We start from the raw sequence: 26,808 nt of genomic DNA, 5'->3' as shown, positions 1-26,808 counted from the left end.
CGCGCCGGTTCGCGTGGTGACGCAGGGCGGCATGCTGCTCAACGAAATGCTGCTCAAGCAGGAGGCCTGAGATGGTCTTCTCGCCCATCAGAAGTATCCTCAAGCGGCGCCTGGTCATCGTCTTCCTGGCCCTCGGCCTGCTGGCGGCCGGCGTGCTGAGCTTCCTGCGGCTGCCGCTGCAGGCCTATCCCGGCGTGGCGCCGGTCACGGTACAGGCCATCACGCAGTGGCCCGGCCGCAGCACCGTGGAGGTCGAGCAGCAGATCACCATTCCCGTGGAGAACGCGCTGGCCAGCGTGCCGGACGTGCAGTCCTTCCGCTCGGTCTCGCTGTTCGGGCTGTCTGTGGTGACGGTCAAGTTCAAGGAAGGCGTCGACAACTTCAAGGCCCGCCAGAACTTCGTCACCTACCTGTCGCAGGCCAACCTGCCGCCCGGCGTGCAGCCCAACCTGTCGCCGGACGGCGACGCCACCGGCGAAATCCTGCGCTACCGGATCGAGGCCGACGGCATCGACGTGACCACGCTGAAGACCTACCAGGACTACAACGTCTACAAGGAGATCAAGCACGTCCCGGGCGTGGCCGATATCACTGCCTTCGGCGGCAAGGTCAAGCAATACCAGATCGTGCCGACGCCGGAGAAGCTGCAGGCCTATGGGCTCTCGCTCAAGCAGGTGGTGGATGCGGTGTCGAACGCCAATGCCAACGCCGGCGGCGGACTGATGAAGGCCGGCGAGCAGCAGTTCGTGGTGCGCGGCGTGGGCCTGTTGCAAACGCTCGACGACATCCGCAACGTCACCGTGTCGGTGTCCAGTGGCGTGCCGGTGCGCGTGCGCGATATCGCCGAGGTGCGGGTGGGCAACACGCCGCGCCTGGGCATGGTGCAGTTCGACCATCACGACGATATCGTCGAGGGCATCGTGCTGATGAAGCGCGACGAGAATGCCACCGAGGTCCTGGCACGGGTGCGCGACAAGATCGCCGACATCAACCAGAACGTGCTGCCGAAGGGTATCGAGGTCAAGACCTTCTATGACCGGCAGAACCTGCTCGACATCACCATGGGGACCGTCGAGCATGCGCTGTTCGTCGGCATCTCGCTGGTGCTGATCGTGCTGTTCATCTTCCTCGGCAGCTTCCGTGCCGCGGCGGTGGTGGCGGCGGTGATCCCGCTGGCGCTGTGCGTGTCGTTCATCAACATGGCGCACTTCAAGGTGCCGGCCAACCTGATCTCGCTCGGGGCGATCGACTTCGGGCTGATCGTGGATGCGGCGGTGATCGTGATGGAAAACATCATGCGCCACCTGGAGGAGGGCGAGACCGACGTGGAGAACGGCATCGTCAAGGCCACCAGCGAAGTGCAGCGGGCCATGATCTTCTCCACCGGCATCATCATCGTGGCCTACTCGCCGCTGTTCTTCATGGGCGGGGTGGAAGGCATCATCTTCAAGCCGATGGCCTTCACCATGGGCTTCGCGCTGCTGGCCTCGATCGTGCTCGCGCTGACCTTCGTGCCGGCGGTGACCTCCTTCGTGTTCCGCGGCTCGCTGCGGCCGCACTCGCCGAAGTTCATCGCAGTGATCCTGCGCGGCTACAAGCCGCTGCTGCGCAAGCTGCTGAAGAAGCCCGGCCTGGTGTTCCTGGCCGCCTTCATCGGCCTGGCCGGCACCCTGTACAGCTCGCGCTATCTCGGCACCGAGTTCCTGCCCACGCTGGAGGAGAACAACCTGTGGCTGCGCATCACGCTGCCCAACACGGTCGATCTCGACTACTCGGCCTCCGTGGCGCGCGACCTGCGCGGCTTCTTCCGCGAGCAGCCCGAGGTCAAGACCGTGTCGGTACAGATCGGGCGCCCGGATGACGGTACCGATTCCACCGGCGTGTTCAACCAGGAGTACGCGCTGTACTTCAAGCCCCCCGCCGACTGGCCCAAGGGCGCCACCAAGCAGCAGGTGGTGGAACGGTTGTCGAAGCACCTGGATCGCATCCCCGGCATCGAGTACAACTTCTCGCAGTACATCCAGGACAATGTGAACGAAGCACTGTCCGGGGTCAAGGGCGAGAACTCGGTGAAGATCTACGGCTCCGACCTGGTGACGCTGCAGGACAAGGCCAAGGAGGTCGAGTCCATCCTGAAGAAGGTGCCGGGCCTGGCTGACGTCGGCATCTTCAAGGAGCTGGGCCAGCCCACGCTGAACATCACCGTGGACCGCGAGAAGAGCGCGCGCTTCGGCATGAACGTCAGCGACATCCAGACCGCGGTGCAGTATGCCGTGGGTGGCGACGACGTGACCAATATCCTGGAAGGCGAGAAGACCTTCGGGCTGTCGGTGCGGCTCAACGACCAGGCACGCAACAACCCGGACGTGATCGGGCGCCTGCTGGTGGACACGCCGGACGGCCAGCGCATCCCGCTGTCGATGGTGGCCAAGGTGGAGGCGACCGACGGGCCGTTCTTCGTCTACCGCGAGACGGGCAAGCGCTATATCGCCATCAAGTTCGGCGTGCGCGGGCGCGACCTGGGCAGCGCGGTGGCCGAGGCGCAGGACAAGGTCAACGCGGCGGTGACGCTGCCGGCGGGCTACAGCATCTTCTGGGATGGGCAGTTCAACCAGATGAAGATCGCGCAGAAGAAGCTGGCGGTGATCGTGCCGCTGACCATCCTGGTAATCTTCCTGCTGCTGTACAGTACCTTCGGCAACTTCAAGGACGCGCTGATGGTGGTGCTGAACGTGCCGTTCGCGGCCATTGGCGGCTTGCTGGCGCTGCACATCGCCGGGGAAACCCTGTCGATCTCGGCGGGCATCGGCTTCCTGTCGCTGTTCGGCATCGCGATCCAGGACGGGGTGATCCTGATCTCCTACGTCAACCGGCTGGCGCAGTCCGAAGACCTGCACGAAGCCGTGGTGGAAGGCGCCGCGCTGCGCCTGCGCCCGGTGGTGATGACAGCCATGCTGGCGGGCCTGGGCCTGTTGCCGGCGGCGCTGTCGCACGGCATCGGCTCGGAGGCGCAGCGCCCGCTGGCGCTGGTGATCGTGGGCGGCATGGTGACCACCACGCTGCTGACGCTGCTGGTGCTGCCGGTGGTGTTTGCCTGGGTCAACCGCAATCGCGGGCGCAAGGGCGGGTCCGACGCCGCCTCGCTGACGCCGGCCGAGGGTATCTGAAGCTGAACCAACCAGTGGCCGGCACGCCGCAAGGCGGACCGGCCTCGCAACGGGAGTGAGTCATGAATGCACGAAAGAATACGGCTGTGGCAGTGCTGGCCGTCCTGCTTTGCGCCGGCATCGGCGTAGCCGGCGCCGCGTCGCCAAAGGCAGCGGCAAGCAGCAAATCACAATCGGCACAGTCCGCGCAGTCCGCCAAACAGGCCAACCGGAACTCGGTGCTGCCATCCAACGTCAAGAAATAAGCGGCGACAGGCACCAATCCATACGCCGCTGGCTGGCGGTGGCTAGCTGTGACGGGTTCAGGACTTTCTACCCGTCCCGTCCCCCGTCCCCGCCGTCTCGAATATCCCGCGCAACCACTGCGCAAAAACGCGCACCCGCGACGAGAGCTGGCGGTTCTGCGAGTACAGCACCGAGACCGGCATCGGCGGCGGCGGGAACGCCGCCAGCACCACCCGCAGGCGGCCCGCCTCCAGCTCTCCGGCCACGCGATAGCGCGGCACCTGCACCAGTCCCAGCCCTGCCACCGCCGACCCGGTGTAGAGATCCGCGCCGGTCACGGATACGGTTCCCCCGAGATACATCGCCGTCACGCGTCCGTCCACCGTGAACTCCAGCGGCACGGCCTTGCCGGTAGCGCTCGAAATGTAGTTGACCGCGCGGTGTCCCGGCAGCGCCTCCAGCCCGGACGGCTCGCCGTGGCGCGCCAGATAGCCGGGGCTGGCCACGGTGACCTGCTCCAGCAACGCCACCCGCCGCCCTACCATCGACGAATCCTGCAGGTTCCCCGCGCGCAGCACACAATCGATTCCCTCCCGCACCAGGTCGACCAGGCGGTCGTCCTCGCCGATGTGGACGTCCAGGCCGGGATACCGCGCCAGGAAATCCGGCAACGCCGGCACCACGAAATGCCGCGCCAGCGTGCCCTGCAGGTTCACGCGCAACAGTCCCTTGGGTGCGGCGTTCCGGAACGCGCCTTCGGCTTCCTCCAGGTCGGCGATCAGCCGCACGCAACGGCGGTAATACGCCTCGCCGTCGTGGGTCAGCCGCACCGTGCGCGTGGTGCGCTCCAGCAGCCGCGCGCCGAGCCGTTGCTCCATGCGCTTGATCAGGTTGGTGATGGTGGCGCGGGGAATCCCCAGGTCCCCGGAGGCCTGGGTAAAGCTCTGGCGCTCGGCGATGCGCACGAAGGCCTGCATTTCCTGGAATCGGTCCATAGGATCTGAAGTGTCGTAGGCGCTGCATGGGTAGATGCCGCCGCGTGGCCCGGCGAGCGGCCGCCTACCTCGCCTTCCCATTATTGTTAATGTAAATGGAGCAATGATATCAAGCTACCGACGATTATCCGTTCACCGGAATGATCCATGATTCGTTTCACCAACCCGGCACACCACCTGAAAGGAAACGCATCATGAACCCCACCGACATCGCCAGCAGCAAGGTCGCCATCGTTACCGGCGCCTCCCGCGGCATCGGTGCCGCCGTGGCGCGGCGCCTCGCGCAAGACGGCTTCGCGGTAGCGCTCAACTACGCAACCGGCTCGGCACATGCCGACGCCCTCGTGGCGGAGCTGAAGGTGGCCGGCGCGTCAGCCATCGCGGTGCAGGCCGACGTCTCGAAGGCCGGCGACGTGCGCCGCATGTTCGAGCTCACCGAGCGGGAACTGGGCAAGGTGGACGTGCTGGTCAACAACGCCGGCGTGCTGAAGACCGTGCCGCTGGCCGACACCAGCGACGCGCTCTACGACCAGACCTTCGACATCAATGTGCGCGGCACCTTCAACACCCTGCGCGAAGCGGCCGCGCGGCTCAACGACGGCGGGCGCATCGTCAACGTCTCCAGCACCACGCTGGCGCTGAATCTGCCCGGCTACGCCGTCTACAACGCCACCAAGGCAGCGGTCGAAGCATTCACCCATGTGTTCGCCAAGGAACTGCGCGGCCGCGGCATCACGGTGAACGCGGTGGCGCCCGGCCCGATCGCCACCTCGCTGTTCCTCGACGGCAAGACCGAAGAACAGATCCGGGCCTTCGCCAGCATGCCCCCGCTGCAACGTCTCGGCCAGCCGGAAGACATCGCATCGGTCGTGTCTTTCCTCGCCGGCCCCGGCGCCGGCTGGGTCAACGGCCAGATCCTGCGCGCCAACGGCGGCGTCGCCTGAGCCCGCCACGACACCGAAGGGGAACGATCATGAACAACGCTAGCCGGCAAGCCATCCTGCTCACTGGCGCAGGCACCGGCCGCGGCGGGCCACATCGTCTACGCGACGATGCGCGGCATGGCAGGCCGCAACCGCGACCAGGCATCGCTACGCCGGGCAAATCGGGCGCGCCGGGTTCGGCGCGATGATGGCCCAGGGCTTTGCCTTCGACAGACACCCCGGTGAACACCGTCCGCAAACCTCGCCTTAGGGTGGTCATGCGGACGGTCGGCAACGTACGGCTCACGCAAACGCGCGGTCGGCTGCCTACAATGGAAGCCTTGGAAACAATGCTGTCGCCCGTCAGGCAAACCGATCATGACCACGCTTTCCGGTTCGAAGCCCCTCCCCGGTGCGGCGGCACGCCCTGCCCCGCGCGGCGCGTCCGGCGCCGGTACTGCTGGCGCCGGCATACTGGCCGGCCTGCTGATATGCGGCTCGCTGATAGTGCCCGCCGCGCCCGCCCGGGCACAGGCCTCGGCGGCATCGGCGGCGGCGCCAGTGGCGCCTGGTGCCGTATTCTCGGCCGGCACGCCCGGCGGCCCATTGCCGGCGGCATGGAAAAACCTCCCGGTCGCGCACGGCAAGGCGTTGACCCACTACAGCCTGGTGGCGGACGAACACGGCACGGTGCTGGAGGCCGACGCCGTCGCCTCCGCCTCCGCGCTGATGCACCGGGGCAACGTCGACCTGGAAGCCACCCCGCAGCTAAGCTGGCGCTGGAAGATCGAACACCCGATCGACAATGCCGACAACAGCGTCGCTGCGCAGGAAGATGCCCCCGCACGGCTGATCTTCGTGTTCGACGGGGACAAGGAAAAGCTGTCGTTCGGCGACCGCACCGCCATCCAGCTCGCCAGGACGCTGGCGGGCGAGGACCTGCCCTATGCCACGCTGATGTACATCTGGTCCAATACCGCGCCGATCGGCTCGGTCATCGACAACCCCCATACCTCGCGGGTCAAGATGATCGTGGTCTCGGGCGGTCCGGAAGGCGCCGGCAGGTGGCTGTCCCTGAGCCGCAACGTGGTGCAGGACTACGAGCACGCCTTCCACGAGAAGCCTGGCAGGGTCACCGCCTACGGCCTACTTACCGACACCGACAACACCGGCGCGAGCGCGCGGGCGTGGTATGGGGATATCCACTTCGGACCGGCGAAATAGTCGAGATGCATAGTCGAGATGAGGGGCGGCAGGCTTGCGTGGCCCGCGCCTGTGTCTTGATTCACCACGAAGCGACCGGGCACATCGGTGGTGGCGGCACCACCTGCCGCGCACGGACAGTGCCAGAGCGCTATTCCTATTCCGGATGCAACGCCCCTATCGTGACCGCTGACAAGTGAATGTCGGCCGCGCGCCTTGCGGCCTGACGGAACACAGGCGCGGCAAGCCGCGGGACAAGCAGGCCGTGGTGCGCTTCAGACAACGCACAACGGGATCGACATCCCCTGTATCACCCTGCCAGGAAGCCGCACACCGCATCCGCAAATGCCTGCGGCTGCTCCCAGTTGGACAGGTGGGCGCCGTCCAGCTCCACGTAGCGCGCACCGGCGACGCCATCGGCCACCTCGCGGCCTTGCGCCGGCGTGGTGGCCAGGTCGTGCGTGCCGGCGATCACCAGCACCTGGCTGGCGATGCGCGGCAGCAGCGGGCGCAGGTCCGCATCGCGCACGGCGGCGCAGTTGGCCGTGTAGCCTGCCGGCGTGGCATCCAGCAGCATCTGCCGTACCGGCGCGATACGCGCGGCGTTGGCGGCCAGCCAGCCGGCGCTGAACCAGCGCGCCAGCACGGCATCGACGATGGCCGCCATGCCCTGCGCGCGCACCGTCTGGATGCGCGTGTCCCAGCCGCTTGCCGGCCCGATCAGCGCGGCGGTATTGGCCAGCACGAAGCGATCGAAACGTTCGGGATGGTGGGCCGCCAGCCATATGCCGGTCATGCCGCCCATCGACAGCCCGCAGAAATGCGCGCGCCCGATGCCGGCGTGGTCCATGATGGCCAGTACATCCCGTCCCAGTTCGGCAAACCCGAACGGCTCGGCCGAGCCGGGCAGGCTGGAGCCGCCGTGGCCACGCGTGTCGTAGCGCAACACGCGAAAACGCGTCAGCAGGCTGTCCATCTGCGGCGCCCACATCTGCAGGTCGGTGCCCAGCGAGTTGGACAGCACCAGCACAGGCGCATCCGCCGCGCCCTCGATCCGATAGTGCAGCGCGGCACCCTGGTGAAATGCAGTGGTCATGTCGGTCTCAATCCGCGTGGATGCCGCGTTCGCGGATCAGCTTGCCCCATTTTTCGGTCTCGGCGGCGAGGTGCTTGCCCAGTTGCGCGGGCGTGCTGCCGATCGGCTCGGCGCCGATGCCCGCCAGACGGGTACGCACAGACGGCTTGGCCAGCGCGTCCACCATGGCCTGGTTCAGGCGCGCCACCACGGCGGGCGGCGTCCTGGCCGGCACGAAGGCGGCAAACCAGGGCGACAGCTCATAGCCCTTGACGCCGGCCTCGGCCATGGTCGGCACGTTGGGCAGCGCCGACGAGCGCCTGGTGGTGGTCACCGCGATCGGCGTGAGCTTGCCCGCGTCGATATGCGGCTTGGCCGAGGTGATGCTGTCGAACATATAGTCGACCTGGCCGCCGAGCAGGTCCGTCATGGCCGGGCCACTGCCCTTGTACGGCACGTGCAGCATCTTGACGCCGGTCAGCGAGGTGAACAGCTCGCCGGCCAGGTGGATGGAGGTACCGTTGCCGGCCGAGGCATAGGTGTACTTGTCCGGCGTGGCGCGCGCGGCGGCGATCAGGTCGGGCACGGTGGCAGGCAGTTTCTTGGCCTTGCTGGTGACCAGCACATTGGGCACCACGGCCAGCAGCGAGACCGGTGCGAAGTCCTTCACCGGGTCATAGCTGAGGCGGCCATACAGGGCGGGGTTCACCGCCATGCCGTTGGCCACGATGATCAGCGTGTAGCCGTCGGCGGGCGAACGCGCCACCATCTCGGCACCGATATTGCCGCCGGCGCCGGGGCGGTTTTCCACCACGATGGACTGACCCAGCGTCTTTGACATTTCCTGGCCCAGGGTACGGGCGATATTGTCCATCGCACCGCCGGCGGGGAAGGGCACGATCCAGCGGATCGGGCGGTCGGGATAGGTGTCGGCATGGGCCGACGGCAGCACGGCCAGGGTGGCCAGCGCACAGGCGCAGGCGGCCCATGCGCGCAGGAATGACAAGCGCATCGAAGTCTCCTCCAGTTGGAGTGAAGTGCAATCGCGGCCATCGTGGGCCGCGGCGGGTTTTAGTAGCCTTCGTCTTACGGTATGACGGGCCTACGGTGTTACCGGATCGACGATGGATGCCGGGCCAGCGGCGTGACATGGATTTCCATGTACGGGAACAGCGGCAGGCCGGACAGCATGGCGTGCAGTTCGTCGTTGGATTCGGCATCGAAGACGCTGTAGTTGGCGTACTCGCCCACCACGCGCCAGATATGCGGCCATTTGCCCTGGCGCTGCAGGTCCTGCGAGTACGCTTTCTCGCGCGCCTTGATCTCGTCTGCCAGCGCCACCGGCATATCGGCCGGTATCTTCACGTCCATTCTCACCAGAAACAGCATGCTTGATTCCTTGGGTCCAGGTTGGGTCGGGATCGCGGCGAGCGCGCCTCAGGCGGCGCGGTCGCGGCGGTAGTGGGCCAGCTTGTCTTCGTCCAGCGTCAGGCCCAGCCCCGGGCCAGCCGGCAGGTGCAAGGCGAAGTCGCGGTACTCGGGGCGTGCCGTCACCACATCATCCTTGAGCAGCAGCGGGCCGAACAGCTCGGTGCCCCAGGCCAGCCTCGGCAGCGTGCAGAAGCCGTGGGCGGCGGCGATGGTGCCCACGCTGCCCTCCAGCATGGTGCCGCCGTAGAGGGCGATGCCGGCGGCATCGCCCACCGCCGCGGTGCGCAGCATCTCGAAGATGCCGCCCGACTTGGCGATCTTCAGCGCGAACACGTCCGCCGCGGCCAGCCGCGCCAGTTCCATCGCGTCCTCGGGGCCGCACACGGCCTCATCGGCCATCACCGGCACCACGAAGCGCGCCGCCAGCCGCGCCAGCGCGCCACGCTGCTCGCGCGGCACCGGCTGCTCGATCAGGTCGACCCCGGCAGCTTCCAGCATGGCGATGCCGGTGGCGGCATCGGCCTCGTTCCAGGCCTGGTTGACGTCCACCGTGACGCGGGCGCGGTCGCCCAGCGCGCGCTTGATGGCCGACACATGGGCCACGTCGTCGCGCACCGGGCGGCGCCCGATCTTGAGCTTGAAGGTGTTGTGGCGGCGCGCTTCCAGCAGGGATTCGGCCTCTTCGATGTCGCGTGCGGTGTCGCCGCTTGCCAGGGTCCACAGGCAGGCCAGGTTCGGACGCACCGCACCGCCCAGCAGTGCCGCCAGCGGCAGGCCCAGGCGCTTGCCCTGCGCATCCAGCAGCGCGGTCTCCAGCGCCGACTTGGCGAAGCGGTTGCCACGCGCCACCGAGCCCAGGCGCTGCATGGCGGCGTGGATATTGCAGGCATCGATGCCGGCCAGCGCGGGCGCCAGATAGGTATCGATGGTCAGCTTGATGCCTTCGGGGCTTTCGTCGCCGTAGCTCAGGCCGCCGATGGTGGTGGCTTCGCCAATGCCCTCGATGCCGTCGCTGCAGCGCAGCCGCACGATCACCAGGGTCTGGCGCTGCATGGTGGTCATGGCCAGTTGGTGGGCCCGGATGGTGGGCAGGTCGACCAGGATGGCTTCGACGGAGGCAACGGTTGCTTTCATGCTGTGTCTACCAGGTATGGAATACGCTGGGAGGCAGTATGTGGCTTGACATCCGTGGTGTCCAAGACCGAGTATGTCCCGATCAATACCTTTTGAGTATGAAAGGACCGTCACATGGAGCTTCGCCACCTGCGCTATTTCCAGGCTGTCGCGGCCGAACTCAACTTCACCCGCGCCGCCGAACGCCTGCATATCGCCCAGCCGCCGCTGTCGCGCCAGATCCGCCAGCTGGAGGATGAAATCGGCACCGTGCTGCTGGACCGCTCCTCGCGCACGGTGAGACTGACCGAGGCCGGGCGCTTCCTGCTGGAGCAATCGCTGCAACTGAACCAGCGCATCGAAGAGATCGTGGAAGGCACGCGGCGTATCGGCCGCAATGAAAAGCGCTGGTTCGGCATCGGCTTCGTGCCCTCGGTGCTCTACGGCTTCCTGCCCGAGCTGATCCGCCTGGTGCGCGGATCCGATGCGGCGCTGGAGGTGGGCCTGTCCGAGCTGACCACCGTACAGCAACTGGAGGCACTGAAGGCCGGCCGCATCGATATCGGCTTTGGCCGCATCGTGCTGGACGACCCCGCCATCACCCGCTCGGTGGTGATGGCCGAGCCGCTGGTGGTGGCCGTGCCCCGCGGCCACGCGGCGCTGGGCCGCGCCCCGATGACGCCGGAGCAACTGGCGGCCCACCCTTTCGTGCTCTATCCCGCACGGCCCCGGCCCAGCTATGCCGACCACGTGCTCGCGCTGTTCCGCACCCAGGGCCTGCAACTGCGCGTGGCGCAGGAGGCCAACGAATTGCAGACCGCCATCGGCCTGGTCGCCGCCGGGCTGGGTATCTGCCTGGTGCCGGCATCGGTGCAGCGGCTGCACCGCGACGACGTGATCTATATGCCGATCCATGCACCCGGATTTACCTCGCCGGTAATGATGAGCTATCGCAGCGACGACCGCTCGCCGCTGCTGGCCGAAGTGGTGAAACGGGTCGGCGAACTGGCGGGCATGCCGCCGCCCGCCTGAAAAAACGGTGCCGGCGGCAGAAAAAACCGGCCTTATCCCACGAATGGGTGATGCGCGCGATGCCATCGGTTTGTACAGTGCACAAACAAAAAAGGATACGGGGAAATCGTGCCACCGATGCACACAGGGTCGATCTCGGGCCCCGGCGCGCCACACCGCGCCGGGCGTCCCTCCTCACAGCCCGCACAATCACCGGGGGGCCCGATAACGGGGCTGCTGACGGGCTTGCTCCAGGCCGGCCGCGATACGCTGCGCAGGATTGGGGGTGGCGTACCAGGTAAGGAAGCGCTCACCAGGCAGCTCCGGGCCGCCAGGCAGGGCGTCCATGCCGGCCCGGCGCCAGCCTCTGGCTACCGCCTGCAACTCACCTGCGCCGACACGCCGCTCACGCCCGGCACTGCGCGCTTTACCGCCACCGCCACGGTGGTGCAGGGCGACGGCACCGACGTCACGGCCACGCTCGCGCCTTCGGCATGGCGCTGGCACCGCGCCTCCGGCTTGTCGATGCGCGCAGGCCATGGTGCCGTCACAGTCGATATGGAGGGCAGGGCGCGCGCGGTGTGCGTATGCCCGCTGGGCATCAGCCTGTCGCTGTCCGGCACCAGCCGCGCCGCCTGCCGGGCGCTGGCCGCGGAGATAGAGGTAGTGGTCCTGCTCGGCAACGGCGAGCGCCTGAGCCAGCGGCTCGAAGCGGGGCTGGCAGAGTTGGAATAGCGCACCGCCGGACCGGCGGGCAAGCGCGGCCTCACCCCTTCAGATACATGTTCAGCCGCTTGGCGGCGTTGCGCAGGTGGGTCTCCGCCGCCTCCGCCGCGCGTTCGGGGTCTGCCGCCACGATGGCGTCGTAGATGGCCTTGTGCTCGTCCTGCACGGCCTCTACCAGGTTGGCATGATGGCTCTTGGTATTGCTCCTTGCCTGCCGGATCACGCGCCGCGCCCCGTGCTCCAGGTGCTCGCTCAGCGCCTGGAAATGCGGGTTGTGGGTGGCCTCGACAATGGCCTGGTGAAAGGCGAAGTCTTCCTCGTCGCCCAAGCGGTCGTTGGCGATCTCGTACTCCATGCCGATCAAGGCGCGCCGGATCCGCTTGAGATCTTCCGGCGTGCGGCGCATGGCCGCGAACCTGGTGGCCGCCACTTCGATGGTGACCAGCAACTCCATCACCATGGCCAGCGAGTCTTTCTCGTCGATCGCCACGTCCTGCATGCGGAATGCCTGCCGCTGGCTGCGCTCGGTCACGAACACGCCGCTGCCTGCCTTGGGCGCGACCAGGCCCTCCGACTTGAGTTGCGACAGCGCTTCGCGCACCACGGCGCGGCTGACTGAAAACTGCTCGCACAGCAGGCGCTCGCTGGGCAGGCGGTCGCCCACCGCAAACTCGCCCGCCTGGATGGCCTGGATCAGGCGCCTTGCGATTTCATCCGGCAGGTGTTTGGGCTCCGGATGGAACATGGTTCCCTCCGGGCGATTGGCAGGCGGCGGCGCCGCACCGGACACAGTCTTGTTCACTACTGGCTCCCTGGCGCCAGGCGGCAACGGCCGGCGCACGATCTTAAATTGGTCTTACAGGTCAATGTAGCACGTCCTGGTTCGCGCGAACCATGCGGACTGTACCAGCGCACGCTTGCGGATGGCATCCACTATTACCTTCCCAGTCAATCCCGGCAAGGGTCTGTGCCCGCTCCCACCATCCATGCGGATGTATCCGTGCCTCCTCTTGGTAGAAACCCTGATGGCTGCCACTTCGGCGTTGACGACGCTCGCCCATCTCCCTATAGTAAACCTGTCAGACCACTTTAACTACAGGTCTGACCAATATGGAGGGCCATTTCGGCGCCCGCCAGACGATCCCAACAAATGAAGGAGACACCCATGAGCGGTAGCCGCATCACCCGTCCGTTGTTCGCAGCCGCGGCGCTTTCGTTGCTGGCTGGTGCGGCATCGGCGGCGCCGGTAAAGATCGCACTGGTCGAAACGCTGTCGGGACCGCAAGCGTCGACCGGCCTGATGTTCCGCGCCGCGGCGCGCTACGCGATCGACCAGATCAACGCTACCGGCGGCTGGAACGGCGAGCCGCTCCAGCTGGTCGAGTACGACAACCAAGGCGGGCCGGCCGGCGCGGCGGACAAGCTCAAGGCAGCGGTCGCGGATGGCGCCCAGATCGTGCTGCAAGGCTCGTCGTCGGCCGTGTCGGGCCAGATCACCGAGGACGTGCGCAAGTTCAACCTGCGCAACCCGGGCAAGGAAATCCTGTTCCTCAATGTCGGCGGCGAAGCCCTGGAGCTGACCGGCGAGAAGTGCCACTTCTATCATTTCAAGTTCGCCACCAATGCCCAGATCCGCGTCAAGGCGCTGGTCGGCGCGATGAAGCCGCTCAAGGCGCTCGGCACCCGCGTGTACTCGATCAACCAGAACTATTCCTGGGGCGTCGACATGGAAAAGGCCATCGGCGACTATGCCGCCACCGGCGGCTACACGGTGGCCGAGAAGACCCTGCACGACGTCAACAAGGTGCAGGACTTCTCGCCCTACGTGGCCAAGATCGCCGCGGCCAAGACCGATACCGTAGTCACCGGCAACTGGTCCAACGACCTGCTGCTGCTGATGAAGGCGACCAAGGCCGCCGGCCTCAAGACGCGCTTCGCCACCGTGTTCCTGGACCAGCCGGGCAATATCGGCAACGCCGCCGACGTGGCGCTCGGCCACTATGTGGCGCACCCCTTCAACCCCGAGGCGGGCGGCGCAGAAGGCGAACGCTTCGCCAGCGATTTCAAGGCGAAGCAGGGCCATATGCCGGTCTTTATCGAGCCGCAGACGGTGTTCGCGGTAGAAATGCTCGGCGCAGCGCTGAAGACGGTGAAGCCGGAAGGCGGCAAGCTCAACACCAAGGCCCTGGCCCTTGCGCTTGAAAAGGCAACGATCAAGACCTCCCTGGGCGAGATGGGCATGCGCGCGGCGGACCACCAGGTGCTGTTGCCGATGGTCGTGTCGGTGGTGTCCAAGGAGGCCAGGTTCAAGGTCGACGGCACCGACATGGGCTTCAAGCCCGTGAAGACGTTCTCCGCCGCCGAAGCCGCCACGCCGGCCCAGGCCAGCTGCAAGATGCAGCGCCCCGGCTGATCTCCCGGCAACCGCAGCAATCGCTGCAATCGCACCAACCCGCAACGACTGCAATCACCGCATCAACCGTAACGCCCGCCACGTCCCCGCGCCCAGGCCGCGGCGGGCAGGCAGGCGCGGCCGGCCACGCCCCGGCGGCCGCGCCACGGACCGGCTCGTTCCAAGGAAGCCTTCATGGAATACCTCATCGTCTCACTCCTTAACGGCACGATCTACGGCCTGCTGCTGTTCATGGTGTCGGCAGGCCTTACCCTCATCTTCGGCATGATGGGCGTGCTCAACTTCGCCCACGCGTCGTTCTACATGCTGGGCGCCTACTTTGCCTACACGCTGCAGGGCGCGCTCGGCTTCTGGCCGGCCATCGCCGTCTCGCCGATCCTGGTCGGGCTGGTGGGGGTAGCGGTGGAGCGCTTCTTCCTGCGCCGCGTCCATCATCACGGCCACGCGCACGAGCTGCTGCTGACCTTCGGCCTGTCGTTCATCGTCGCCGAGCTGATCAAGCTGTTCTTCGGCAACTTCCCGGTGGACTACCGCATCCCGGCGTCGCTGGATTTTGCCGCCTTCCATCTCGGCATCTCCTCTTACCCCTTCTACCGCGTGTTCATGGGCGGCATCGCCGTTGCCATGTTCGCCGTGATCTACCTGCTGCTCACGCGCACCCGGGTCGGCATCGTGGTGCGCTCCGCCATCTACAAGCCGCGCATGGCGCAAGCCCTGGGCCACAACGTGCCGCTGGTGTTCATGGGCGTGTTCGGCATCGGCGCGGCGCTGGCCGGACTGGCCGGCGCGGTGGCGGGCGCGTTCTACACCACCAACCCCAACATGGCGCTGGAGCTGGGCGTGATGGTGTTCGTGGTGGTGGTGGTGGGCGGCCTCGGCTCGCTGGAGGGCGCCATGCTGGCCTCGCTGCTGATCGGCCTGATCACCTCGTTCTCGGTCGGCATCGACCGCAGCCTGGCCGACCTGTTCGCCGTATTCGGCGCGGGTGCCTGGGCCGAAGAGGTGGGCGGGCTGCTGACCCTGAAGCTCTCCAGCCTGGCCGGGACGATCCCGTTCGCGCTGATGCTGCTGATTTTGCTGGTACGTCCGTCCGGGCTGATGGGCGAGAAGGAGTAAGCATGACCAAGATCCAGAAAACCCTGCTGCTGCTCGGCGTTGGCGCCTTGCTGGCGCTGCCGATGGCGCTGTCGCAATCGCTCGTCAACGCATCGATCCAGATGCTGATCGCCGTGCTGTTCGCCGCCGCGTTCAACCTGTTGAGCGGCCAGGGCGGCATGCTGTCCTTCGGACACGCGGCCTACTTCGGCATCGGCACCTTTGCCACCGTGCACGCGATGAACGCATTCGGCGGCAACGGCCTGCTGCCCACCCCGCTGCTGCCGCTGGCGGGCGGCGCCATGGGCCTCGTCGCCGGGCTGGCCGCCGGCTGGTTCGCCACCAAGCGCACCGGCGTCTATTTCGCCATGATCACGCTGGCGCTGGCCGAGCTGCTGCATTCGCTGGCGCCGCACCTGAAAGGATGGTTCGGCGGCGAGGCGGGCATCTCCACCATGCGCATGCCGGCCTGGGGCCTGAGCTTCGGCGACAGCAACCAGGTGTATTACCTGACGCTCGGCTGGGTGTTGCTGTCGCTGGCGCTGCTGTACCTGTTCACGCTGACGCCGGTGGGCCGCCTGACGCTGGGCCTGCGCGAGAACGCCAACCGCCTGCGTTTCCTCGGCTATGACACGCACCGCCTCGGCGTGCTGGTGTTCGCCGTGTCGGCCATGTTCTCCGGCATCGCGGGCGCGCTCCAGGCGCTCAATATGGAGGCGGCCAACTATGTGGTGTTCGAGTCCTCGGCCTCGGCCGCGGTGGTGCTCAACAGCTATATCGGCGGCGTGAAGATCTTCCTCGGCCCGGCGCTCGGCGCCGCGGTGATGACCTTCTTCGGCTACGCGGTTTCCGACCTGACGCGCTCATGGCTGCTGTACCAGGGCATCGTCTTCGTGCTGGTGATGCTGTTCATGCCGGCCGGGCTGGCCGGGCTGATCCAATCCTTCGCCACGCACAGCAAGACCTACGGCCTGCGCCCGCTGCTGCCCATCGCGCTGGCCTTTGCCGTCTGCACCGTGCTGCTGGCAGGCAGCACCGTGTTCACGGTGGAACTGCTGCAGCGCTTCTTCTCGCAGGACTATCGCTCCATGGCGGCATTGAATGGCGGCGGCTGGCCGCCGCTTCCCCTGTTCGGGCGGGAATGGGATCCCGTGTCGCCGCTGACCTGGCTGGTACCCGCCGTGCTCCTGGTGGCCGGCATCGCGGCGGCGCGCCTCGCCAACGGCGCCTGGCTGCGCCTGAAGGACGCCGCCCCGTGCGCCGCCGGCAATGGCCACGCCAACCCCAACGCACAAAGGAACCCGGCATGAACAAGCAAGCCATCCTTTCCCTGCGCGGACTGCGCAAATCCTTCGGCGACATCGACATCATCCGCGGCGTCGATCTTGACCTCATCGACGGCGAGCGGCACGCGCTGATCGGCCCCAACGGCGCCGGCAAGTCCACGCTGTTCCACCTGATCTCCGGGCGCCTGCCGCTCACCAAGGGCGAGATCATGCTCAACGGCGAGCCGATCCACGGCCTGTCGCCGCAGCAGATCAACCATCGCGGACTGGCGCGCTCGTTCCAGATCACCAATATCTTCGCGGGCCTCTCGGTGTTCGAGAACCTGCGGCTGGCCGTGATGCGCCGCCACGGGCTGCAGTACGTGCTGTGGCGATTCGCCCACAAGGTACGCGCGGTGCGCGACGAAACCATGCACCTGCTCGAACAGGTGCGCCTGGCCGGCCGCGCGCAAACCATTGCCGGCGAGCTGTCCTACTCGGAGCAGCGCTCGCTCGAGATCGCCATGACGCTGGCCTCCGACCCCAAGGTCATCATGCTCGACGAGCCCATGGCCGGCATGTCGCAGGAAGAGACCGACTACACCGCCGGCCTGATCCGCGAGATCGCGCAGGGCCGCACGCTGCTGATCGTGGAGCACGACATGGACGTGGTGTTCTCGCTCAGCGACCGCATCAGCGTGCTGGTCTACGGCGAGGTCGTGGCCACCGGCACCCCGGACGAGATCCGCAACAACGCACGCGTCAAGGAAGCCTATCTGGGCGAGGAGGTCACCGTATGAGCGCGCAGTCCATGCCAATCGCCGATCCGCTGCTCAGCGTGCAGGGCCTGCACGCGCACTACGGCAAGAGCCATATCCTGCATGGCGTGGATTTCCACGTCGGGCAGGCCGAAGTCGTCAGCCTGCTTGGCCGCAACGGCTCGGGCCGCTCGACCACGCTGAAAGCCATCATGGGCCTGGTCCCGCCGAGCGCCGGCCAGGTCAGGCTGCGCGGCCGCGATCTGGCCGGCGCGCAGTCCTATGCGATCTGCCGGCGCGGCATCGCCTACGTGCCGGAAGAGCGCGAAGTCTTCGCCAACCTGACGGTGGACGAGAACCTGCGCATGGGCGAGCAGCGCGCCACCGAAGGCGCGCCGCGGTGGACGCTGGAGCAGATGTTCGACTATTTCCCACGCCTGAAGGAACGCCGCAACACCAAGGCCGGCAGCCTTTCCGGCGGCGAGCAGCAGATGCTGACCATGTGCCGCTCGCTGCTGGGCAATCCGCTGGTGATCCTGATCGACGAGCCCACCGAGGGCCTCGCGCCCAAGATCGTGGCGGTGGTCGGCGAAGCCATCCAGGACATTCATCGACGGGGCGTCTCGGTAGTGCTGGTGGAGCAAAAGCTCGCCATCGCGCTGAAGGTCTCCAGCCGCGTCTGCGTGATGGGCCACGGCCGCATCGTCTACGAGGGCACGCCCGGGCAACTCACTTCCAACACCCAACTTCTGAAGGACTGGTTAGCCGTATGAGCACCTCATTGCCAATTGGATACCCGAACGCGCAAGCCTTCGCGCGCGCCAGCTACCCCGGCCTGGCCGGCAAGGTCGTGCTCAACACCGGCGGCGCCAGCGGCATCGGCCGCGCGATGGCGCACGGCTTCGCCCGGCACGGCGCGCGCCTGATGCTGCTGGACCTGGATGCGGCGGGTCTGGCCGACACCAGGGCGGAGTTGAACAAGGCGTACCCGGCGGTGGAAGTCGAGGTCGTGCAGGCGTCGATCACCGACCCCGATGCCGTCGAGCAGGCCTGCGCCGCCACCGAAGCGCGCTTCGGCCGCATCGACATCCTGCTCAACAACGCGGGCATCTCGATGAACAAGCCGTCGCTGGAACTCACGCCCGACGACTGGCGCCGCGCCATCGACATCGACCTCTCCGGCGTTTTCTATTGCACGCAGGCAGCGGCGCGCCGCATGGTGCGGCAGGGCGGCGGGTCCATCCTGAGCACCGCCTCGATGTGGGGCCTGGCCTCGTCGGCACGGCGCCTGGCCTACTGCGCGGCCAAGGCGGGCGTGGTTTCTCTGACCAAGTCCCTGGCCGCCGAATGGGCCGAGTACAACATCCGCGTCAACGCGGTCTGCCCGGGCTACACCAGCACCGCGCTGATGGAAACGCTGCTGGCCAGCAAGGCCATCGACGGCGAGGCCCTGCTGGCGCGCACACCGCTGCGCCGCTTCGGCGCGCCTGAGGAAATGGCCGAAGTGGCGCTCTTCCTGGCCTCGGACTCGGCCGCCTTCATCACCGGCCACGCGCTGGTCTCCGATGGCGGCTGGACCGCCGACGGCTTCTGAGCGCGCCGCCGCCCCGAACACGCCCCCAACACGATCAAGCACACCACCGACTGGTAATCAAGGATTCTCAAATGTCTGAACGTAGCGCCCTGCGCCCCTCCGCCGAATGGGTGGAACTGCGTGCCACCGACGAAGACTGGGCCAGCGCCGATCCGGCTGTGCTCGGCACCCTGCTGAGCCATATGCACCTGATCCGCGGCTTCGAGGAAGCCGTGCTCGAACTCGCCGCCGAAGGCCTGGTCCACGGACCGGCGCACTCCAGCATCGGGCAGGAAGGCGGCGCGGCCGGCTCCATCGTGCCGCTGACCGGCGCCGACCAGGTCAACGGCTCGCATCGCGGGCATCACCAGTTCATTTCCAAGGCGCTGGGCTATCTCGCGCCCGGCGGCATCGATCCGCGCGCCCCGCTGTCCGCCGAAGTGCAAACCCTGCTGCAGCGCACGCTCGCGGAAATCCTCGGGCTGGCCCAAGGCTACTGCAAGGGCCGTGGCGGCTCGATGCACCTGCAGTGGGCCGAAGCCGGCGCGCTGGGCACCAACGCCATCGTGGGCGGCGGGGTGCCGATGGCCGCCGGCGCGGCCTGGTCGCACCGGCACGCCGGTACCGACGCGGTCGCCGTGACCTACTTCGGCGATGGCGCGGTCAATATCGGCTCGGTGCTGGAGACCATGAACCTGGCCGCGGCGTGGAAGCTGCCGCTGTGCTTCTTTATCGAGAACAACCGCTACGCGGTCTCCACCACGGTAGAGGAATCCACCGCCGAGCCGCGCCTGTCGGCGCGCGGCATGGGCTTCAATATCCCGAGCTGGAAGGTCGACGGCATGGACCCGCTGGCGGTCTACCTCGCCACGCAGGAAGCACTGGCCCATATGCGCGCCGGCAAGGGTCCCACCATCATCGAGGCGGACCTGTATCGCTTCTTCCACCAGAACGGCCCCTTCCCCGGCAGCGCCTTCGGCTACCGCAGCAAGGAAGAAGAACAGCAATGGCGCGCGCGCGACCCGCTCGACCTGATGGCGCGCCGCATGCAGGAGCGCGGGCTGATCAGCGCCGACGAGATCGCCGCGCTGCGCGAGCGCATCAGGCAAGGCATGCGCGCAGCCATGGCGGCGCTGACCGAGGCCGATCCCTCCGGCAAGCCGGGCAAGCGCCGCATCCGCCCCGAACTGTGGCCGAGCCCGGACTTCCGCGACGTGGGCATCCGCGGTGACCTGAGCGAGCTGGCGGGCTTGCGCTGCGAGGACGAAACCGGCTTCTCCGGCAAGCTCGGCCAGCGCAAGTTCATCGACGTGGTGGCCGACGTCATGCACCGGCGCATGGAAACCGATGCGTCGGTGGTGGTGATGGGCGAGGACGTGCACCGTCTCAAGGGCGGCACCAACGGTGCCACGCGCGGCCTGCGCGACAGCTTCCCGGACCGCGTGCTGGGCACGCCGATCAGCGAGAACGCCTTTGTGGGCCTTGGCGGCGGACTGGCGCTGGATGGCCGCTACAAGCCGGTGGTGGAGTTCATGTACCCCGACTTCATGTGGGTGGCGGCCGACCAGGTCTTCAACCAGATCGGCAAGGCGCGCCATATGTTCGGCGGCCAGAGCGATGTGCCGCTGGTGCTGCGCACCAAGGTGGCGATGGGCACGGGCTACGGCTCGCAGCATTCGATGGATCCGGCCGGCATCTTCGCCACCAACCCGGGCTGGCGCATCGTGGCGCCGTCCACGCCGTTCGACTATGTGGGCCTGATGAACACCGCGCTGGCCTGCAAGGACCCGGTGCTGGTGATCGAGCATGTGGACCTGTACAACGCCGCGGGCACGGGCCCCGTGGATGATTTCGACTACCACCTGCCGGTGGGCAAGGCCGCGGTGCGCCGCACGGGCGGCGATCTCACCGTGATCACCTACCTGTCGATGGTCGGCCACTCGCTCGAAGCGGTGGCGCAGACCGGCATCGACGCCGAGGTGATCGACCTGCGCTGGCTGGACCGGGCCAGCCTGGACTGGGACACCATCGAGCAAAGCATCAGGAAGACCAACAACGTGCTGATCGTGGAGCAAGGCGCGCGCGGCACCTCGTATGGCGGCTGGCTGGCCGACGAGATCCAGCGCCGCTGCTTCGACTGGCTGGACCAGCCGGTGCAGCGCGTCACCGGCGCGGAAGCCGCGCCGAGCATCTCCAAGGTGCTGGAGCGCGCCGCCGCCGCCCGCACCGAGGAAGTGGCGCAAGGCCTGCGGCAGGCGATGCGCGACAAGGGCGCGGCCTGAGCCGCCGGCATCGCATACGCCAGACATACCGAACCTAGCCAAGGAATTCCGATGAGCCTGAACATGATTGTCCCCCTGGAGGTCGGCATCGCCGTGCGCGACCTGCCCCGCATGCGCCGCTTCTACGAGCAGGTGCTGGGTTTCGCCTTCGTCAGCGAAGTGGCCGTGCCCGGCGCCAATGCCGCGCAGGCGGCCATGAACCAGGCCGGCTACACCGCCGTGCGCCTGCAGACCGGCTACGGCGAGCGCATCAAGCTGCTGGCCCCGGTACAGCCGCCCGCGCCGCAAGCCGCGCCCGCGTACATCCTGGACCAGGCCAACGCCACCTATCTCACCTTTATCGTGGATGACATCCAGGCCGTGGTCGACCAGCTGCTGGCCGCCGAGGTCGAGTTCCTGACCGGCCCCGAGCGGGTGGAAGTCCGCCCCGGCACCTACCTGGCGTTCTGCCGCGACCCCGAGGGCAATGTGCTCGAGATCGTCCAGTACGCCGACATCGCGGCCTATCGCCCCGACCTTCACCAGCCGAGGAACGCCTGACATGGCCACCCTGTTGCGCATGCCCGAGGTGGCGGCCAATGCCACCCATGCCACGCTGCAAGCGTGGACCCTGAATGAAGGCGATACCGTTGCCGTGGGCGACTGCATCGCCGAGATCGAGACCGACAAGGCCGTGGTCGAGCTGAATGCCGACACCGCCGGCGTGCTGGGCCGCCGCCTGATCGCGGCGGGGCAGGAGGTCGAGGTGGGCGCGCCGATCGGCGTGCTGCTGGTCAACGGCGAAACCAGCGTGGACGTGGATGCGCTGATCGCCGCGGCAAGCGGCGGCACGCCGACGCCGCAGGCTGCCGCCGCCGGCGCCAACGCCGCCAGCGCCGGCCCGGCGCAGCCGGCGCGCATCTTCGCCAGCCCACTGGCGCGCCGCCTGGCCGGCCAGCGCGGCCTGGACCTGGCCACCTTGACCGGCAGCGGCCCCTTTGGGCGCATCGTCAAGCGCGATGTGGAACTGGCGGCAGCGGCGCCCGCCGCCGCACCGGCCACGGCACCGTCGGCGGCAGCGCCTGCCGCGCCCATGGCGCGCACCGCCGAGGCCTTCGCGGAAATCCCGCATGGCAATATGCGCCGCACCATTGCGCGCCGCCTCAGCGAAAGCAAGTCCACCATCCCGCATTTCTACCTCACGGCGGATTGCCGCATGGAACGGCTGCTGGCGCTGCGCGCGGAAATCAATGCCAACGCGCCGCGCAAGATCTCGGTCAACGACTTCATCGTGCGCGCGGTGGCGGTGGCCCTGCGCGAAGTCCCGGCGGCCAACGTGGGCTGGACCGACACGGCGATGCGCCAGTACCGGCAAGCCGATATCGCGGTGGCCGTCTCCACCGATGCCGGCCTGATCACGCCCATCGTGCGCGCCGCGGACACCAAGCCGCTGTCCGTCATCAGCGCCGAGATCGCCGACCTGGCCGCGCGGGCGCGCGCCTCGCAACTGCGCCCCGAGGAGTACCAGGGCGGCAGTTTCAGCGTCAGCAACCTCGGCATGTTCGGCGTGCCGGAATTCGCGGCCATCATCAATCCGCCGCAGGCCGCCATTCTCGCCGTGGGCGCCACGCAGGCGGCGCCGGTGGTGGAGGACGGCGAACTCCGCGCCGGGCAGGTGATGCGCTGCACGCTGTCGGTGGACCACCGGGCCATCGACGGCGCGCTGGCCGCGCAGTGGCTGGCCGCGTTCAAGCGCCTGCTCGAGAACCCCTTGTCGATGCTGATCTAAGGACCATGACGTGGCGAATTCCTCATTTGACCTGATCGTCGTCGGCGGCGGCCCCGGTGGCTATGTGGCCGCCATCCGTGCCGCCCAGCTCGGCATGAAGACCGCGCTGGTCGAGAAAGAGCACCTGGGCGGCATCTGCCTGAACTGGGGCTGCATTCCCACCAAGGCGCTGCTGCGCTCGGCGGACGTGCTGCGGCTGGTGAAGGACGCAGCCGCCTTCGGCGTGCGCGCCGCGGCGCCCACCGCCGACCTGCCCGCCATGGTGGCGCGCTCGCGCGCGGTGGCCGCGCAGCTCAACAAGGGCGTGGCCCACCTGATGAAGAAGAACGGCGTGACCGTGCTCAACGGCCACGGCCGGCTGGCAGGCAAGGGCAGGCTCGAAGTCACCGGCGCGGATGGCAATACCAGTGCCGTCTCGTCCGGCCACATCCTGCTGGCCACCGGCGCGCGCGCCCGCCAGCTGCCCATGCTGCCCGCCGACGGCAAGACGGTCTGGACCTACCGCGAGGCCCTGTCGCCGCCAGTGGTGCCCAGGCGCATGCTGATCGTGGGCGCCGGCGCCATCGGCATCGAGTTCGCCAGCTTCTATCACGCGGTGGGCGTGGAGGTGACGGTGGTCGAGATGGCGGACCGCATCCTGCCCGTAGAGGATGCCGACATCTCCGCGCAGGTGGCGGCCAGCATCGTGCGCGACGGCATCGTCGTGCATACCGCGGCCAGCCTCGGGAGCGCCGAGCGCAAGGCCTCCGGCTGGGCCATCGAACTGCAGGGCGGCAAAGCCGGCGGGTCAAGGATCGAAGCCGACGTGGTGCTGGTGGCCGCGGGCATCGTCGGCAATGTGGAAGACCTGGGCCTGGAGAAGACCGCCGTCAAGGTCGAGAAAACGCATATCGTGACGGACGGCTTCGGCCGCACGGACGAGCCCGGCGTGTACGCCATCGGCGACGTGGCCGGCCCGCCGTGGCTGGCGCACAAGGCCAGCCACGAGGGCGTGATCTGCGTGGAGCACATCGCCGGACTGCATCCGCACGCGCTCGATCCCGCGCGTATCCCGGCCTGCACCTACAGCCATCCGCAGGTGGCCAGCGTGGGCCTCACCGAGGCGCAGGCCAGGGAGCGCGGCCATCAGGTCAAGGTGGGCAGATTTCCCTTCGTCGGCAACGGCAAGGCGATCGCCATGGGCAGCACCGCCGGCCTGGTCAAAGTGATATTCGACGAAGGCAGCGGCGAACTGCTCGGCGCCCATATGGTGGGCGACGAGGTCACCGAGATGATCCAGGGCTATGCCATCGCGCAGACGCTGGAGACCACCGAGGCCGACCTGATGGCCGCCGTCCTGCCGCACCCGACCATGTCCGAGGCCATGCACGAGGCCGTGCTCGCGGCCTACGGGCGCGCACTGCATATCTGAGCGGCGCATGGCACCAGCGCATCGCACCAACACCGTGGAGACAAGCATGTACAACTTCGACCAACGCACCCTGCTGCTGACCGGCGCCAATGGCGGCATCGGCCGCGAGACGGCCAGACTGTTCTACGCGCACGGCGCCAGCCTGGTGCTGACGGACCTCGACGAAGCGGGCCTGGCCGGCTTCGCCCGCGAGCTGGATCCCGGCGGCGAGCGCATCGTCACGCTGCGCATGGACGCGGCCAATCCGGACGATTGCGCCCGCGCCGTGGCGCTGGCGCAGGACCGCTTCGGCGGCATCGATTTCCTGGTGCCCTCGGCAGGGCTTTACCAGGCGCAGCCGGTTGCGCAGATGAGCGACGCGCAATGGCGGCAGACGCTCTCCATCAACCTGGATGGCGTCTTCTATCTTGTGCGCCGCGCCATTCCCGCGCTGCGCGAAAACAGCGCCATCGTCAATCTCACCTCCGTGGCGGCGCACCGCGGCGCTTACTACAATGCGCACTATTCGGCCTCCAAGGGCGGCCTGCTCAGCCTCACCCGCAGCCTGGCGCGGGAACTCGGGCCGCGTACCCGCGTCAATGCGGTATCGCCCGGTGTGATCGAAACGCCCATGACCACCGAGCTGATCCAGAAGCGCGGCGCGGATTCGGTGGAACAAACCCCGCTCAAGCGCCTCGGCCATCCGCGCGAGATCGCCACCGCCATCGGCTTCCTGTGCAGCGACGCGGCCAGCTTCGTCACCGGCGAAGTGCTGCACGTCAACGGCGGCCTGTATATCGCCGGCTAGGCGCGGACTGAACGCGGGCCAAGCGCGGACCGGCGGCAACCGCCTTGGCCGGATCCTGCTAATCTGCCATCTGCGGCCCCGCCGAATCCCCCCAACATCGCTCCGGAACCGGAACCAGACCATGCTGAAACTCCAAGACCCCTCCCTGCTGCGCCAGCAATGCTATATCGACGGCCGCTGGGTCGATGCCGAGCGCCATATCGACGTCACCAACCCGGCCACCGGCGAACGCGTGGGCCAGGTGCCCCTGCTCGGCGCGGATGAAACCCGCCAGGCCATCGAGGCCGCCAACCGCGCCCTGCCCGCCTGGCGCTCGCGTACCGCCAAGGAACGCTCAGCGCTGCTGCGCAAATGGTTCGAACTGCTGCTGGCCAACCAGGACGACCTGGCCCGCATCATGACCGCCGAGCAAGGCAAGCCCTTTGCCGAAGCGCGCGGCGAGATCGGCTACGCCGCCTCCTTCATCGAATGGTTCGCCGAGGAAGGCAAGCGCGTCTACGGCGAGACCATTCCCGCGCCGGTGGGCAACCAGCGCATCGTCGTCACCAAGGAACCGGTGGGCGTGTGCGCCGCCATCACACCATGGAATTTCCCGGCGGCCATGATCACGCGCAAGGCCGGCCCGGCGCTGGCGGCCGGCTGCACCATGGTGGTCAAGCCCGCCTCGCAGACCCCGCTGACCGCGCTGGCGCTGGTGGCGCTGGCCGAACGCGCCGGCATCCCGGCCGGCGTGCTGTCGGTGGTGACCGGCTCGGCCTCCGCCATCGGCGGCGAGCTGAGCAGCAACCCGCTGGTGCGCAAGCTCACCTTCACCGGCTCCACCGAAGTGGGCCGCACGCTGATGGCGCAGACGGCGTCCACCGTCAAGAAGGTCTCGATGGAGCTGGGCGGCAACGCCCCCTTCATCGTGTTCGACGATGCCGACCTGGACGCCGCGGTGGAAGGCGCGATCGTGTCGAAGTACCGCAATGCCGGCCAGACCTGCGTCTGCGCCAACCGCCTCTATGTGCACAGCAAGGTCTATGACGCCTTCGCGCAGAAGCTGGTGGCCGCGGTGAGCGCGCTGAAGGTCGGCGACGGCATGGACGACGGCGTGCGCATCGGACCGCTGATCGACGACAAGGCCGTGCTCAAGGTCGAGGAACACATCACCGACGCCATCTCCAAGGGTGCCCGCGTGCTGCACGGCGGCAAGCGCCATGCGCTCGGCCAGTCCTTCTTCGAGCCCACCGTGCTGGCCGACGTCAAGCCGGATATGCTGGTGGCCCGCGAGGAAACCTTCGGCCCGCTGGCGCCGCTGTTCCGCTTCGAGACCGAGGACGAAGTGGTGGCCATGGCCAACGACACCGAATTCGGCCTGGCGAGCTATTTCTATGCGCGCGATCTCGGCCGCGTGTGGCGCGTTTCCGAGCGGCTGGAGTACGGCATGGTGGGCGTCAACACCGGCCTGATCTCCAACGAAGTGGCGCCCTTCGGCGGCGTCAAGCAATCCGGCGTGGGCCGCGAAGGCTCGCACTACGGCATCGAGGACTACCTGGTCATCAAGTACACCTGCATGGCCGGGATCTGAGCCTTTCACCACCAGCC

General features: G+C 67.7%; 24 protein-coding genes. 18 read left to right on the top strand and 6 right to left on the bottom strand.

The genetic code is table 11. The features are described 5' to 3' along the window. The first annotated feature begins 71 nt into the window (after window positions 1–71). Together AC3FOF_RS41495 and AC3FOF_RS41490 are read left to right on the top strand one after the other, a co-directional pair. Complete coding sequence (locus AC3FOF_RS41495) at window positions 72–3,167, top strand: efflux RND transporter permease subunit (RefSeq protein ID WP_488729964.1); 3,096 nt, start codon at window positions 72–74, stop codon at window positions 3,165–3,167. Between the two features lie 62 nt (window positions 3,168–3,229). Next, window positions 3,230–3,412 carry a hypothetical protein gene (locus AC3FOF_RS41490; RefSeq protein ID WP_017224346.1) on the top strand — a complete coding sequence of 61 codons (183 nt, stop codon included), beginning with the start codon at window positions 3,230–3,232 and terminating at the stop codon, window positions 3,410–3,412. A gap of 57 nt (window positions 3,413–3,469) precedes the next feature. On the opposite strand, the gene AC3FOF_RS41485 is transcribed toward AC3FOF_RS41490, so the two are convergent. Further along, a complete protein-coding gene (locus AC3FOF_RS41485) occupies window positions 3,470–4,387 on the bottom strand; it encodes a LysR family transcriptional regulator (protein ID WP_488729963.1) in 918 nt (305 codons plus the stop codon). A gap of 194 nt (window positions 4,388–4,581) precedes the next feature. Here AC3FOF_RS41485 and AC3FOF_RS41480 point away from each other — a divergent pair, with 194 nt between their 5' ends. After that, complete coding sequence (locus AC3FOF_RS41480; RefSeq protein ID WP_488729962.1) at window positions 4,582–5,331, top strand: SDR family oxidoreductase; 750 nt, start codon at window positions 4,582–4,584, stop codon at window positions 5,329–5,331. 357 nt (window positions 5,332–5,688) lie between these two features. Continuing rightward, window positions 5,689–6,534 carry a DUF3047 domain-containing protein gene (locus AC3FOF_RS41475; RefSeq protein WP_488729961.1) on the top strand — a complete coding sequence of 282 codons (846 nt, stop codon included), beginning with the start codon at window positions 5,689–5,691 and terminating at the stop codon, window positions 6,532–6,534. Between the two features lie 289 nt (window positions 6,535–6,823). On the opposite strand, the gene pcaD is transcribed toward AC3FOF_RS41475, so the two are convergent. The 4 genes from pcaD to AC3FOF_RS41455 form a co-directional block, all read right to left on the bottom strand. Continuing rightward, window positions 6,824–7,609: a 3-oxoadipate enol-lactonase gene (gene pcaD / locus AC3FOF_RS41470; RefSeq protein ID WP_276267155.1), complete on the bottom strand. Its 786-nt coding sequence runs from the start codon at window positions 7,607–7,609 to the stop codon at window positions 6,824–6,826. Between the two features lie 7 nt (window positions 7,610–7,616). Then, on the bottom strand, window positions 7,617–8,600 hold the full coding sequence (locus AC3FOF_RS41465) for a tripartite tricarboxylate transporter substrate binding protein (RefSeq protein WP_017224476.1): 984 nt from the start codon (window positions 8,598–8,600) through the stop codon (window positions 7,617–7,619). A 98-nt stretch (window positions 8,601–8,698) separates the two neighbouring features. Further along, a complete protein-coding gene (catC, locus tag AC3FOF_RS41460; RefSeq protein ID WP_017224477.1) occupies window positions 8,699–8,977 on the bottom strand; it encodes a muconolactone Delta-isomerase in 279 nt (92 codons plus the stop codon). Between the two features lie 48 nt (window positions 8,978–9,025). Then, entirely contained in the window at window positions 9,026–10,153 is a 1,128-nt protein-coding gene (locus tag AC3FOF_RS41455; protein WP_276267156.1) for a muconate/chloromuconate family cycloisomerase, read from the bottom strand. Between the two features lie 114 nt (window positions 10,154–10,267). On the opposite strand from AC3FOF_RS41455, the gene AC3FOF_RS41450 reads away from it, so the two are divergent. Further along, window positions 10,268–11,164, top strand: a complete 897-nt coding sequence (locus tag AC3FOF_RS41450) for a LysR family transcriptional regulator (RefSeq protein ID WP_017224904.1) — start codon at window positions 10,268–10,270, stop codon at window positions 11,162–11,164. A 225-nt stretch (window positions 11,165–11,389) separates the two neighbouring features. Next, window positions 11,390–11,878: a hypothetical protein gene (locus AC3FOF_RS41445; protein WP_488729960.1), complete on the top strand. Its 489-nt coding sequence runs from the start codon at window positions 11,390–11,392 to the stop codon at window positions 11,876–11,878. 31 nt (window positions 11,879–11,909) lie between these two features. On the opposite strand, the gene AC3FOF_RS41440 is transcribed toward AC3FOF_RS41445, so the two are convergent. Then, a complete protein-coding gene (locus AC3FOF_RS41440) occupies window positions 11,910–12,614 on the bottom strand; it encodes a FadR/GntR family transcriptional regulator (RefSeq protein WP_017224906.1) in 705 nt (234 codons plus the stop codon). Window positions 12,615–13,034: 420 nt separating this feature from the next. On the opposite strand from AC3FOF_RS41440, the gene AC3FOF_RS41435 reads away from it, so the two are divergent. From AC3FOF_RS41435 to gabD, 12 genes are all read left to right on the top strand, one after another. Beyond that, a complete protein-coding gene (locus AC3FOF_RS41435) occupies window positions 13,035–14,282 on the top strand; it encodes a branched-chain amino acid ABC transporter substrate-binding protein (protein WP_488729959.1) in 1,248 nt (415 codons plus the stop codon). 174 nt (window positions 14,283–14,456) lie between these two features. After that, the gene (locus AC3FOF_RS41430; protein WP_017231373.1) at window positions 14,457–15,398 is read left to right on the top strand and encodes a branched-chain amino acid ABC transporter permease; all 942 of its coding nucleotides are present in this window, start codon (window positions 14,457–14,459) and stop codon (window positions 15,396–15,398) included. 2 nt (window positions 15,399–15,400) lie between these two features. Further along, window positions 15,401–16,687 carry a branched-chain amino acid ABC transporter permease gene (locus AC3FOF_RS41425; RefSeq protein WP_488729958.1) on the top strand — a complete coding sequence of 429 codons (1,287 nt, stop codon included), beginning with the start codon at window positions 15,401–15,403 and terminating at the stop codon, window positions 16,685–16,687. Beyond that, a complete protein-coding gene (locus tag AC3FOF_RS41420) occupies window positions 16,684–17,442 on the top strand; it encodes an ABC transporter ATP-binding protein (RefSeq protein WP_017231371.1) in 759 nt (252 codons plus the stop codon). Before AC3FOF_RS41425 ends, AC3FOF_RS41420 begins: the two co-directional genes overlap by 4 nt. Before the next feature lie 11 nt (window positions 17,443–17,453). Further along, window positions 17,454–18,173, top strand: a complete 720-nt coding sequence (locus AC3FOF_RS41415) for a branched-chain amino acid ABC transporter ATP-binding protein (RefSeq protein WP_035819479.1) — start codon at window positions 17,454–17,456, stop codon at window positions 18,171–18,173. Beyond that, the gene (locus tag AC3FOF_RS41410) at window positions 18,170–18,994 is read left to right on the top strand and encodes an SDR family NAD(P)-dependent oxidoreductase (RefSeq protein ID WP_276269047.1); all 825 of its coding nucleotides are present in this window, start codon (window positions 18,170–18,172) and stop codon (window positions 18,992–18,994) included. Before AC3FOF_RS41415 ends, AC3FOF_RS41410 begins: the two co-directional genes overlap by 4 nt. A 71-nt stretch (window positions 18,995–19,065) precedes the next feature. Further along, complete coding sequence (locus AC3FOF_RS41405) at window positions 19,066–21,255, top strand: alpha-ketoacid dehydrogenase subunit alpha/beta (protein ID WP_488729957.1); 2,190 nt, start codon at window positions 19,066–19,068, stop codon at window positions 21,253–21,255. A 51-nt stretch (window positions 21,256–21,306) separates the two neighbouring features. After that, window positions 21,307–21,795: a VOC family protein gene (locus AC3FOF_RS41400; RefSeq protein WP_017231367.1), complete on the top strand. Its 489-nt coding sequence runs from the start codon at window positions 21,307–21,309 to the stop codon at window positions 21,793–21,795. Between the two features lies 1 nt (window position 21,796). Beyond that, window positions 21,797–23,023, top strand: a complete 1,227-nt coding sequence (locus tag AC3FOF_RS41395) for a pyruvate dehydrogenase complex dihydrolipoamide acetyltransferase (protein WP_488729956.1) — start codon at window positions 21,797–21,799, stop codon at window positions 23,021–23,023. Window positions 23,024–23,033: 10 nt separating this feature from the next. Beyond that, complete coding sequence (gene lpdA / locus AC3FOF_RS41390; RefSeq protein ID WP_488729955.1) at window positions 23,034–24,434, top strand: dihydrolipoyl dehydrogenase; 1,401 nt, start codon at window positions 23,034–23,036, stop codon at window positions 24,432–24,434. A gap of 46 nt (window positions 24,435–24,480) precedes the next feature. Next, window positions 24,481–25,221: an SDR family NAD(P)-dependent oxidoreductase gene (locus AC3FOF_RS41385; protein WP_017230835.1), complete on the top strand. Its 741-nt coding sequence runs from the start codon at window positions 24,481–24,483 to the stop codon at window positions 25,219–25,221. 121 nt (window positions 25,222–25,342) lie between these two features. Next, window positions 25,343–26,791, top strand: coding sequence for an NADP-dependent succinate-semialdehyde dehydrogenase (gabD, locus tag AC3FOF_RS41380; protein WP_488729954.1), 1,449 nt, complete (start codon window positions 25,343–25,345; stop codon window positions 26,789–26,791). The last annotated feature ends 17 nt before the right edge of the window (window positions 26,792–26,808 follow it).

The sequence above is a fragment of the Cupriavidus sp. 96C5-1 genome (genome assembly GCF_057798855.1).
This window is presented reverse-complemented; position numbering and strand designations above follow the sequence as displayed.